The sequence below is a fragment of the Metabacillus crassostreae genome (assembly GCF_016908395.1).
GTDB classification, from domain to species: Bacteria; Bacillota; Bacilli; order Bacillales; family Bacillaceae; genus Metabacillus; species Metabacillus crassostreae.
Genome location: NZ_JAFBDU010000004.1, coordinates 235,488 through 247,610, shown reverse-complemented (window position 1 = coordinate 247,610; position 12,123 = coordinate 235,488). Strand labels below are relative to the sequence as shown.

10 protein-coding genes are annotated in these 12,123 nt (G+C 35.0%); 3 read left to right on the top strand and 7 right to left on the bottom strand.

Annotation, left to right across the window (positions count from 1 at the left end; genetic code table 11):
- Positions 1-425: 425 nt before the first annotated feature.
- The 3 genes from JOC75_RS14615 to JOC75_RS14605 all read right to left on the bottom strand — a co-directional run bounded on the left by JOC75_RS14615 (position 426) and on the right by JOC75_RS14605 (position 3,560).
- Positions 426-1,130 (bottom strand): hypothetical protein, encoded by a 705-nt coding sequence (locus tag JOC75_RS14615; protein ID WP_204954773.1) that lies wholly within the window; start codon positions 1,128-1,130, stop codon positions 426-428.
- A gap of 120 nt (positions 1,131-1,250) precedes the next feature.
- Positions 1,251-2,621 carry an alanine/glycine:cation symporter family protein gene (locus JOC75_RS14610; RefSeq protein ID WP_204954772.1) on the bottom strand — a complete coding sequence of 457 codons (1,371 nt, stop codon included), beginning with the start codon at positions 2,619-2,621 and terminating at the stop codon, positions 1,251-1,253.
- Between the two features lie 99 nt (positions 2,622-2,720).
- A complete protein-coding gene (locus JOC75_RS14605; RefSeq protein WP_204954771.1) occupies positions 2,721-3,560 on the bottom strand; it encodes a HipA family kinase in 840 nt (279 codons plus the stop codon).
- A 405-nt stretch (positions 3,561-3,965) separates the two neighbouring features.
- Between JOC75_RS14605 and JOC75_RS14600 the strand changes: the two genes are divergently transcribed.
- A complete protein-coding gene (locus JOC75_RS14600) occupies positions 3,966-5,243 on the top strand; it encodes an MDR family MFS transporter (protein ID WP_204954770.1) in 1,278 nt (425 codons plus the stop codon).
- A 363-nt stretch (positions 5,244-5,606) separates the two neighbouring features.
- On the opposite strand, the gene JOC75_RS24370 is transcribed toward JOC75_RS14600, so the two are convergent.
- Positions 5,607-7,073: a methyl-accepting chemotaxis protein gene (locus JOC75_RS24370; RefSeq protein ID WP_204954769.1), complete on the bottom strand. Its 1,467-nt coding sequence runs from the start codon at positions 7,071-7,073 to the stop codon at positions 5,607-5,609.
- Between the two features lie 385 nt (positions 7,074-7,458).
- Between JOC75_RS24370 and JOC75_RS14590 the strand changes: the two genes are divergently transcribed.
- Complete coding sequence (locus tag JOC75_RS14590; RefSeq protein WP_146949925.1) at positions 7,459-7,590, top strand: YflJ family protein; 132 nt, start codon at positions 7,459-7,461, stop codon at positions 7,588-7,590.
- Between the two features lie 59 nt (positions 7,591-7,649).
- Here JOC75_RS14590 and JOC75_RS14585 read toward each other — a convergent pair whose 3' ends face one another.
- The 3 genes from JOC75_RS14585 to JOC75_RS14575 all read right to left on the bottom strand — a co-directional run bounded on the left by JOC75_RS14585 (position 7,650) and on the right by JOC75_RS14575 (position 11,635).
- Positions 7,650-8,741 (bottom strand): nitric oxide synthase oxygenase, encoded by a 1,092-nt coding sequence (locus JOC75_RS14585; RefSeq protein WP_204954768.1) that lies wholly within the window; start codon positions 8,739-8,741, stop codon positions 7,650-7,652.
- Positions 8,742-8,827: 86 nt separating this feature from the next.
- The gene (locus tag JOC75_RS14580) at positions 8,828-9,547 is read right to left on the bottom strand and encodes a 5-formyltetrahydrofolate cyclo-ligase (protein WP_204954767.1); all 720 of its coding nucleotides are present in this window, start codon (positions 9,545-9,547) and stop codon (positions 8,828-8,830) included.
- Between the two features lie 198 nt (positions 9,548-9,745).
- Complete coding sequence (locus JOC75_RS14575; protein ID WP_204954766.1) at positions 9,746-11,635, bottom strand: ABC-F family ATP-binding cassette domain-containing protein; 1,890 nt, start codon at positions 11,633-11,635, stop codon at positions 9,746-9,748.
- Between the two features lie 142 nt (positions 11,636-11,777).
- Between JOC75_RS14575 and JOC75_RS14570 the strand changes: the two genes are divergently transcribed.
- Positions 11,778-11,981, top strand: a complete 204-nt coding sequence (locus tag JOC75_RS14570; RefSeq protein ID WP_239589509.1) for a hypothetical protein — start codon at positions 11,778-11,780, stop codon at positions 11,979-11,981.
- The last annotated feature ends 142 nt before the right edge of the window (positions 11,982-12,123 follow it).

Here is a 12,123-nt window from a genome sequence, read left to right as displayed (position 1 = left end):
CCTATATTAAATTAGAATAAAGTAAAAACTAATTAAAGTTTTCCAACGTTCGAATTTGAACTTAAAAATGCACCAATACCCATTTTTATTAGCCTTAAGGTTAAAAAAACTTAGTGTAATGTAGCGGAAGCCACTTGACTCCTGCGGGTGCAGAGGAAAGGATGAGACCCCACAGGCGCTTGCGCCGAGGAGGCTTAGCTTCCTCCCCGCGGAAAGCAAGTGTCTGCAGCGAAATGAAACGGACTAGTTTCTATATCTATATATACTTTTATAAAAAACAACAAATAAAGCGAAAACAACTAAAAATAAAAAAGCTGTTGACTCCAAAATCAACAGCCTTTTCGAATATGATTTCTATACTAATTTCTTTGTATTTTACAAATTGTCACCTCTAAACAAAACCCATTACTACAAAGTAAGCCCTTTTATATAGTCCACTGATCATGCAAAATCGCAACTAACTTCCACTCACCACTCTCGTCTTGTTCAAAAGCTAAATTCAACGCTTTCCAGTCCATATTGTCGTATTCTTCTGTCCCTCTTACATAATACTCAACAACATGTGCATCTGGAAAAATATCCTTCACATTACGTATCATATTACCTCTCGCTTCTTTTGGATCAAACACAACCTCATTTTCTTCATCAAAAGAAGCATCATAAACATATTTATCATAATAATCAGCGGGTGTTAATTCAATCGGGTGTCCACTTCCATCTTCATTACCCCACATATACTCTTTCTCATCATTCAAGAAATTCTCAACTTGATCTTTCTTAAAGGTAACTGCATTTTCTTCAATATATACATACGGTGAAAATAACAAACCTTTTTCTGGGTGAACATATTCAGTCAGTTTTTCAACATCATCTTCTTTTAACAAAGTAATGATTTCATCCGCTTTCTCTTTAATCAGTTCTTCATGTGACATTTGAGCTTCCTCATTGTTTTCATTTGATTCATCTGTATTTTCTACTTCTTCATTACTTTTGTCATTAGTACTTTCATTTTCAGTTCTGTTTTCCTGCTCTGAAGTATTTTCAGTTTGATTTTGATCTTCAGCACCACTTTGACATCCTGTCACTAGAAAAGCAGCTAATAATAGAGATAAATATACATTCATTTTCATTAAATGCTCCTCCTTTAAAACTTAGTAAACAAGTCCAAAATTTACTATTCTCTTACTATTTGTTACGTTTTGCAAAAATATGCTTTTTTTGTAGCTATAGTCAGCTAGCCTTTTCAATCGTTATTTTTTTATATCCTTTAAATAATATTGTTCTGAAGTAAAAAATTCATCCTTCAAGCGCTTCACTTCATTACTTAACAATAAAACAGCGATAATATTTGGTATTAAAATAGCAGCTAAAGCTAAATCAAGGAATTGCCAAATCACCTTGGCACCACCTATACTTCCGATGATGATCGAAGCTAAATAAACAAATTTCATCATTTCACCTGTTTTATATCCAAAAAGAAACTCTGCTTGCTTCACACCATAATATATAATCACAACAACGGTTGAGATCACAAAGAAGATAAGTGAGATACTTACAAGATAGCTTCCTATTGTTCCGAAATAATAACTGAACGCCTCGGTTGTTAGTGAAGCTGAATTATCAATCGCACCTTCTTTTGTCCAAACTCCAGAAGAAAGCACAACAAATGCAGTTGCTGTACAAATAATTAACGTATCAATCACAATACCCATAACTGCCCAAAACCCTTGTCTAACTGGGTGGTCGGTTTGAGCTGCTGCATGTGCGATTGGCGCCGTTCCTAAACCTGCTTCATTAGAATAAAGGCCACGCGCAAAGCCCCAACGGATAATTTCTCCTATTGCTGCTCCTGCAAAACCACCTAAGGGAGCCATAGATGAAAAGGCATTTGAAAAAATCAGGTTAAGTACATATGGAACTTGGTCAAGATTCATTAGTAGAATAATGACGGCTGCCCCGACATAGAAGAATGCCATGATAGGAACAATAACCTCAGTTACTTTTCCTATTCTTTTAATCCCACCAAATACAATAAGAGCAACGATTAAAGCGATAACAACCCCTGTCACTAATGGAGAAAGTTGAAATGTTTCGTTTACAGCTGCTGAAACAGCATTTCCTTGAACCATAATACTTGGAATTAACTCAATCATTAGTGCAAAGGCAAACCATACACCGAGCCACTTCATTTTTAAGCCCTTTGTCATGTAATACATTGGTCCACCAACATATTCTCCATTTTCCTTTTTTTCTCGAAATCTGACAGCAAGTACACTTTCAGAGAACTTAATCGACATACCAATCAGTGCAATGATCCACATCCAAAATATTGCACCAGGTCCACCAAACATAATAGCTGCAGGTACACCAACGATATTTGCAGCTCCTACTGTAGCAGATAATGCCGAGGTTAAAGCTTGAAGAGGTGTAACCGTTCCTTCACCCTTTGGTTTTTTAAATACACTTCCAAACGTTTGTTTAAACATATAGAGAGGATAACGAAATTGGAAAAACCCTAATCTTACCGTTAAATATATACCTGTAACTGCAAGTAGTGTGATGAGGGGTAATCCCCATAACCAACTTGATACACTATTTACTACTTCTAAAATTTGGTTCATCGCTTTTCTCCTTTTAGGTTAGTTGTATAGCGATTTCCCTATTTAGAGGCTTACGAAACAAAAAAATGGAAGAACATTGTCAAAAATTGTTCTTCCATATTACTTGATATATTTATTTTTTATTCTTTCCACAAACTGATCTCGGTTAGCTAATCGCTGTAGCTTTGCCTCTTGATTTGTTTCTACTTTTACGTTAGGAAGCTGTGACACAATGTCGAAAATGTGATTAGGTTGCTGAATCTTTTCCCAAAGCTGTTTAGTAAAGTACGCTTTTTCATCACTACTTAACCATCCCTCTGGTATTTCATGAATGATACTAGATACATCTTCTAAAGATATTTTTTGAAGACGTGTAACAAACTTCTTTAATGAATCTTCATATTTATCATTTGTATTAAATGGGTGACGTTTTAATTGTTTTAAGATTTGAGTATTCACTTTTAACGTTGAATGGGACAGTATTTGCTTTAACAAAAAGGAAAAGCCATAATCTATCGCAATAATTTTGTTATTAACCTTCAACAAATTTAGATTTTGTGGTGTACGGTCTATATTGATCAAAAAACAATCCCAAAAAAAGAGAAACAAAAGCTGATTCTGTTTATCAATAAACTCTCTTTGAACTAGCTCCTCACTCTCGATATATTGAAAGGCAAGATTATATCCTATACTCTTCTCTATTAACTCCCTTGTTTCAATATCTGCTGATTCATAGTTCTCCAAGTAGTCAATATTCAATAATACAGGCTCTAATACAGGAAGGTTTATTTTAAGACCAAGCTTGTTTGCGATCCATTCCATAACAAGAGAATCTGTTCCTTCACCTGAACCAGATAGCTTCACAAAGATTTTCTGATTATCTCCATCTCGTATAAGAATTGGTAAAGAAGATCCTGATCGGATTTCTCTTATAAACTTTAAAGGGCTGCTTATATTCATATTAATTCCTCATTTTCTAATTAATTTGTATCACCTTAACTAGTATATAATGGAAATCCACTGTCGGAAGTTTATTATTGTCTTAAAAGCTATGAACGAACTTTTTATAAATAATGTATCCACTTTAGTCTTGATAAATAATATTCATATGAATTAGTAATAATCCTTTAATAGCTTACTTAGAAAGTGAATTATGATTGTTATATCGACAAGCTTAGAATAACCCATATTGTTAAAGAAAGCGTTATGCAATGAAAATCAACAGATACATGTAGCATGCATTCGGTTTCTTTAACACTATATTACACTATTAATTTATGGTAAAAATTGAAATACCTCTATTGTATTTCGACTTCCGAAAGAGTATGATGAGTACGGTAGATTACATGAATTGGAGACACTTCTATGAGAATAAAAGATTGGGATTATAACCTTAAAATACGTCTTGTTGGCGAAGGATTAATGAATATTACATTTTGGATGTTTTTTCCGTTTTTAACAATCTTCTTTGCAGATGCATTTGGAAAAGGCAAAGCAGGTTTTCTTCTAATACTTTCACAGGTTTTTTCTGTTTTAGCTAATTTAATGGGTGGATATTTCGCAGATCGATTCGGAAGGAAAACAATGATGGTTGTTGGTTCCTTTGGTCAAGGCTTATCCTTTATGATATTTGCCCTTTCAAATTCACCTTGGTTGCAATTACCTATTTTAGGATTTATCTGTTTTGCTTTCGCCGGTGTTTTCGGCTCGTTTTACTGGCCTGCATCACAGGCAATGGTCGCAGATGTAGTAGCTGAGAAAGACCGAAGCAGTGTATTTGCTGTCTTTTATACTTCGATTAATATTGCTGTTGTTATTGGGCCTATTTTAGGTGCCATTTTCTATGTTCGATATCCTTTTGAGGTTTTACTAGGTGCAGGAATCATGTGTATGTTACTCTCACTTTTACTAGCAAAACAAACCCGAGAAACTGCTCCAGTGTTCCAGGGGGAAACTGATATAAATAAGCAAAGATGGTACCACCCAATAATAAAACAAGTGAAGGATTATCATATCATTTTTAAAGATCAAACATTTTTATTATATATTGTTGCAGGAACTCTTGTTGCCATGACATTTATGCAGCTAGATATGATCATTCCAGTTTATATTACAGATATGATTCAACAGCAAGAAATGCTTAAAATTGGTGATTGGTCACTCACACTTAATGGAGAACAAGCATTTGGTGTTATCTTATCCGAAAACGGTCTGCTTGTCGCTTTATTTACAATAGTGATTACAAAGTGGATGACTAAATTCAAGGAACGAAATGTCTTTATGATTTCCTCTATCATCTATGGAATTGCTATTTTCATATTTGGTCAAACAGGTTCTATATGGATCTTTATTTTTGCAATGGCTCTTTTCACTTTAGCAGAGCTTATGACAGCAGGTATTCAACAAACGTTTGTTTCAAAATTAGCACCTGAAAATATGCGTGGGCAATACTTTGCTGCAGCAAGTCTTAAATTTACTGTAGGTCGAACAATCGCACCAATTGCCATTCCCATGTCACTTTGGTTTGGCTATCCTATTACTTTTTCTATTCTAGGTGGTTTAGCAATCTTTAGTGCATTTTTATATTACCTGATGTTTCAAAAATCTGAGAAAAATGCGCTTCAGAATGTGGAAGCAAGTTAAGTACACAAAAAGAGAGGCATGGACAAAGTATTTAAGCTATTGATAAACCCGAAATATTAGGAGATATTTCAATTAATTATTCTCCTAATATTTTGGGTTTTTATTTGCTGTCTTTAATTGGATTTTTTGATTTTGCATACTATTTTTAAGAACTAGTGGAATGTAGCGGAAGACATTTGACTCCTGCGGGTGCAGAGGAAAGGCTGAGACCCCACAGGCGCTTGCGCCGAGGAGGCTTAGCTTCCTCCCCGCGGAAAGCAAATGTTTGCAGCGCAATGGAACGAACTTGTTTCTTTCAGCTTAACTGAATTTAGACTTATTCGTTTTTTTGAATGTCCCAGCCTCTCTTTTTATGCTAGTTTCTTAAGATACTCCAGATAAACTTGCTTTCCTAATATTTTCAGCACTAGATGATGTACGCTCCATCAAATCTGCTATTGCAAGATTATCGTGAGTCAAATTTTCTATTGTCGCACTCATTTCCTGCATGCTAGCTGAAGATTGTTCTATTATCGCAGCTAAATCATTTGTTAATAATTCAACATTTACAGATTGCCCTTTAACACTTTCTGCAAATATAGTAAACTGCTCAAGCTCATCTGATAAATGATCCAATGTTGCTTTTACCCCAGTAATAGAATTTGTTACTTTTTCTGTTGAAATAGCTCCTTTATTAATAACAAAATGACTTTCTTCAAGCTTTGTAACCGCTGCTGCATTGCTATCATTAAGAGTTTGTAGGTTTCCATTTATCTTTTCAGTTGTTGCTCTCGTCACATCAGCTAATTTTCTTATTTCAGTAGCAACAACTGAAAAGCCTTTACCAGATTCACCTGCCCTTGCAGCCTCGATCGATGCATTTAGAGCTAATAACCCTGTTTGATCTGTAATATCTTTAATAGAGTTTGTTAAAGTATTCATTTCAGTTATTGTGTTTGAAAGCAATAAAAATGTTTGATCTAATTGAGATAACATTGTTTTTAATTCACTCATATCAGTATTCAATTCTGTAGCATACTGCTGACTTTCAACGATTGTGTTACTTGCTCGACTAGATTCAGTTTTTAATTCATTTGAAACAGAATGCAATTGCAGCATAGACTCCATTGTTTGTCGTGCATTTTGCGAAATCTCGTTAATCTGCTCGGATTGGTTCTGACTCCCTGCCGCTACCTCTTGAATTGCAAACTGCATTTCCTTTTGTGCCTGCATACTACCTTGCACTTGCTTATTTGCTTGTGCAATCGCTTCGACAATACCTGATACATTTTCTTCTAAATGATGCCTTTGTTCTTCTTTCTGTTTTGTCTCTTTTTCTGCAACAGCAATAAAGTTTTGTAGCTGTTTAAATTGTTGCGAATTTAAATGAATAACCACACCTAAGATAACACCCATTAGCACATAGATAATGCATGAAGCAGTAAAGATGGTTACTAGTGCGGTATCATTCGGTTGTTTTAAGTAAAATGAGAGAATCATACTAACTAGACCAAACACGTATCCTAAAATGAAAATATCTCTTTTCATATGAACAGAAGAAATAAGTGTTAAAAAGAGTATGATTAGTATAACTTCGGCATTTGGCTCGAATACAAATAGAGAACAAATAATAAAAGAATAAATTAATAAAATACTAATGTATGGAAACCATATAGGTTTCTTTAATAATTTTTGAAAAATAACATACAATAATGTAAACGCTATTAATTCTGAACCATAATAGAATCCCTTTGTAAAGTCTTCAACAACCAGTGTTTTGGCAGTAGCTAGTAACAATGATATTGAAAACGTAATAAACATCAACGTATTCTTTTTCTTGATATCAGCCACGATTATTTTCTCCATAGCATTCATATGTGGTTATCCCCTCTAAGCGTCTTATAGTCTTACTACTATCATCATATATATCATAGAAAATAGGTAATTCATATCAGATTTTGTCGATTTATTAAAAATGTTTAGTTAATTTGTTTACGGCATGATTTTTAAAGGCAAATTAACTTCTCGGCATCAAAAATTATTTTTCAACTGCTGAATCCGGGCATGACAGTTTTTAGTGAAAATTCGATAAAAAACACCCCTTTTCACATCTTTTTATAGATGTTACAATGGCACCACAAATCAAAAGAAGCCCCTATTCCTATGGAGTAGTGGCTATTTTTGTCCCGTCTTTTTGACGGAGTTTATTAGAATTAAATTTGAAAGGGTGTTTTTAATGCATAACGGAAGCAAAGGTTGGTACGTAAACGAATTAAAAAAGATGGGTGTTCGCCGTCATGAAGAGAAAAAACTCGAAAGCTACAAAAAACATTTTCTAGCTAACCTACTAGATAAACATAGTAGGTAACAATATGGGGTCTGACCCCACTAATATTGCTGGGGTCAGACCTTAATTAATTTTTACCCTTATCCATAAGGTGGCTCTTGGTAAAAGTAGTTAGGTTTAAGTATTTTATTTTCATAACTATGATGAAACATATGTGTTGTTGCTGGTGATACTGGCGGTATTAACCAAGTCCAATCCCCTGTTATTTGTCTAGAGCTTTCTGCTTCATTTTGCTCGAATCGTTTAAATTGCTGTGCAGCTGTATGATGGTCAACAACACTCACTCCAGCTTTTTTGAAAGAGTGTAAAACAGCCACATTTAACTCAAGTAATGCTCTATCCTTCCATAAATTCGCATGAGTTTTCGTATCTAAATTCATGATCGAAGCCACTTTAGGTAATAGATTATATCGAAAGGAATCTGCTAAATTTCTCGCTCCTATTTCTGTTTCCATATACCAGCCATTAAATGGAGCAGCAGAATATTCGATTCCACCAATTTCTAGCTTCATATCAGAAATTAATGGAACTCCATACCATTTCATGTGTAGATCAGCTATCCCTTCAATAGTTGGGTGAGTGATCTCCACTTCCAACACTAGTTCTTCTGGTAATGAAAAGCACTGTGGTGTATTGTTGTTTTGTTGGATAACGAGTGGTAGTATATCAAAGTTTGTTCCCTCTCCGTTCCAGCCTAGCTGTTCACATTGCTTAGTAAATTCAATTGATGCTGGATCACCTAAAAAACCATACTCTGTCTCATATCCCGCATACCGAATAAGCTGATGATTCCATATGCGCAACCGATCCTCCTCACCATTATCTGGCTTAAAAATCGTAATAGCAGGCCTAATCTTCCCACCATTTGTAGCAAATGCAATATGATTTTCCAATGCCTTAAAAACAGCTTGCTCTGTATTTGCTTGTCGCTCATCAAATACGGTCAACGTATTCCAAAACAAACGTCCAATGCATTTATTACTATTTCTCCAAGCCATTTTTGCTCCATATGTTAATTCTTCATTAGTATGCTCGTATATACCTTTATTCGCTATCTCATCTTTTATCACGTGCAATCGAACTTCTATGTCAACCTCTGATTTGCCAAGTTCTTGATAGGAAGTGTGAATAAACTGTTCTGCTTCTTTTAACAGTTGTGTGCTTGCAACCAATTTGGTCACCTCTTGTAGTTATACTTGTGTGCGTATTCTATCTTACGCTTACATTCTCACGTCGTCCATTAATAACAATCTAAGACTTAGGTTTGTTTATATTTTAAATCCCAAAGCTGCTGTAACACTGGCATCTCTTCCATTTCTTCTTTAGAAACATGTTTCCATTCTATCCCCGTTGGCTTTTCATATGGAGAGTTCGTCTTAACGATCCCCTCTTCAGTTGCGATCCAATCTACTGTTAAATCATATGTATCTCTTGGTATATCATCAGGTACTAATTGTGTACTATGTATGGATGTCACAATCGTAACTGGCGGATTACCAAGCTCCATTAAAATCGCATATTCTCGGTCTGCATAGCCCTCACCTTTGCCAATTCTTCTTCCATCTTGATGAATTGCCACAGATCCTACAACCATTAAATCAATTTGCGGGATTTCTGTTAAAGGTATTTCTTTTCCATATGATTTTATATGACTTAAGCTTGCAGCACGTCTTTCTTCACCCGCTGGAACCCATTCAGGCTTCACAATAATAAAGCCCGCCTTTAAGCGTGGAGTAGGAACTAATAATGTTTTACCATCAAGTAAAATCTGCTTTCGAAGTGGTAGCTGTGGTGAATCAGGATTTACTTTTATCACTTTTGCTAACTTGTATTCAGGCAATGTTGTAATATAGGTCGCTGCTTTTTCAGCACCTTTAAAATTAGGTATTCGATTTATTAAAGGAAATGGAAATCGCCCATTTTTTTCGTCTGTTAGCTGTTTCCAAATTCTTTGCCTTATTTCGTCTTTTGTTTTCATTGTTATTCTCCGTTTTTCTATTAAGTAAGTTGTTGGTTAAAAATGTTTGTTATGCTCGGGTGCACTATTTTCACTCTGTCGAAAGCTAACAGCACCCAACAAAACCTATTAAAAAGAACTTAAAGCTATCAATACACTTTAAGCTCAATTTCATTTTATTAAGGCTATTTAATGAAGAGTTGTCACTATATTATATATTTAACTATTTTCAATTTCTTCAACAAGTAAAGATAGTTCTTCCCATCTTTCCATTGTTTCATCAAGCTTATCGTCAATCTTCTCTTGTTCTTTGTATAGTTCTTGTACCTTGCCTAAATCACTACCAGCTGCGGCAATTTCTTGTTCAAGCTGCTCTTTTCGTTCCTCAAGACTCGCAATCTTATCTTCAATTCCTGCCCATTCCTGCTGTTCTTTATAGGAAAGACGTTTTTTCTTTTCTTTTTTATAACCTGCTTTCTCTGATGCTGGCTCTTTTTCTTGAAGCATTTCCTGAAGCTTTTTTTCTTCCATATAATCGGAATAGCTTCCCTGAAAGCGTGAGATATTTCCATTACTTTCAAAAACAACGAGATGGTCAACAACACGATCTAAAAAGTAACGATCATGTGATACAGTTAAAACAACGCCTGGAAATTGATCTAAATAATCTTCTAATACACCTAATGTTTGTGTATCAAGATCATTTGTCGGCTCATCAAGAAATAGAACATTAGGCTCTTCCATCAAAACCTTCAATAAGTAAAGACGACGTCTTTCTCCACCTGATAACTTTCGGATATATGTCCACTGAGCAGGTCGAGGAAATAAAAATCTCTCAAGCATTTGTTCAGCCGTAATCACTTGATTATCTATTGTATATACAACTTCAGCTGTTTCTTTAATATACTCGACAACACGAAGATTTTCGTCCATTTCCTCCTGCTCTTGTGTATAAAAACCTATTTTAACTGTTGTACCAACATCAATTATTCCTTGATCAGCTGGGATTCTGCCAGCCATAATGTTTAATAATGTTGATTTACCTGTACCATTTGGCCCGATAATTCCAAGTCTTTCACCTGGAGTAATTAAATAGTTAAAATCTTTAATAAGCTGCTTACCATCATATGATTTTGAGATATTTTCAAGCTCAAGTACTTTCTTTCCCAATCGAGTAGAGCCGATTGCAAAGTCTAAATCCTTTTTAGCGGCAGGACCCTGTTGATCTTGAAGGTCCTCTACGCGACCTATGCGAGCTTTTTGCTTTGTTGTCCTAGCCTTCGCACCACGTCTAAGCCATGCAAGCTCACGTCTTAATAGGTTTTGCCTTTTTTCTTCAGCACTCTCTGCATTGATTTCTCTTTCAGCCTTTTTTTCTAAAAACACTTCATAATTTCCAGAATACGTATAAAGCTGTCCTTGATCAAGCTCAAAGATTTGATTTGAAACACGATTTAAAAAATAACGATCATGTGTAATCAAAACAATGGATCCACTATAACCCGCTAAAAATCCTTCAAGCCACTCTATTGTTTCATTGTCTAGATGGTTTGTTGGTTCATCTAATATTAAAATATCAGCAGGCTGAATAAGTGCCTTTGCAATCGCGACACGTTTTTTCTGACCACCTGATAAATACGTTACTTGCTTTTGAAAATCTGTAATTCCTAGCTTTGTTAACACTGTTTTTGCTACAGTATTTGCTTCCCAGGCATCATGCTGATCCATTTTTTGCTGCATATTCATAAGATGCTTAAGCTTTGTTTCATTTTCAGGATCTTTTTCTAGCTCACTTAACGCAAGCTCATACTCTCTCATTACCATCATAATCGGAGCATCACCATAATAAATCTGCTCAAGTATTGTTAAACCCTCCACAAGCTCTGGCTGCTGTGGCAAATATTCAATTCTCAGTGAATTAGAATGGGTAATTTCCCCAGAATCAGCTGTTTCAATACCTGAAATCACCTTTAATAAAGTAGACTTACCTGTTCCATTCACACCAATTAAACCAATTCTTTGCTTCGCTGCAATGCTAAAAGAAATATGGTCAAATAACACCTTTTCTCCATATGTTTTATATAAATTTTCAGCTTGTAATATGCTCATAATTATCCAGTCCTTCTAAACAGTATGCATCTATTGTACAGCATAATAGGCTCTCAATGCGAAGAAAAGCAAACTTGAAAAGGTTTTCCTCCTGTCACTTTGTGGTAATGAATAGTACAAACAGTAGAAAGTGGTGAGTATCGTGAATTCAGCAAATAACAATCAAAGAAAAAAACGAGATCATCCAGAACAATACAAAACAGATAAAGAAACATTATTTGACCGCTTTGAAAGTGAACAACATGTTGATCCGATCCCAATGAAAGACCTAAAAAAAGAAAAACGCGAGGAAAAACAGAAGCATAAAACAAAAGATGAGTCTGCTAGTGAAGACAAATATAAGTAGCTTTAAAAATGAGCCAATTTTTGCTGTAGATTGGCTCTTTTTTCTTTGAAATCAGGCAGGCAAATATGGAATCGTTCAACTTTGCTGGAGAATCGTTCAACTTTAGCAATTATTCATTCAACTCTGCTTTGAGTACATGTGC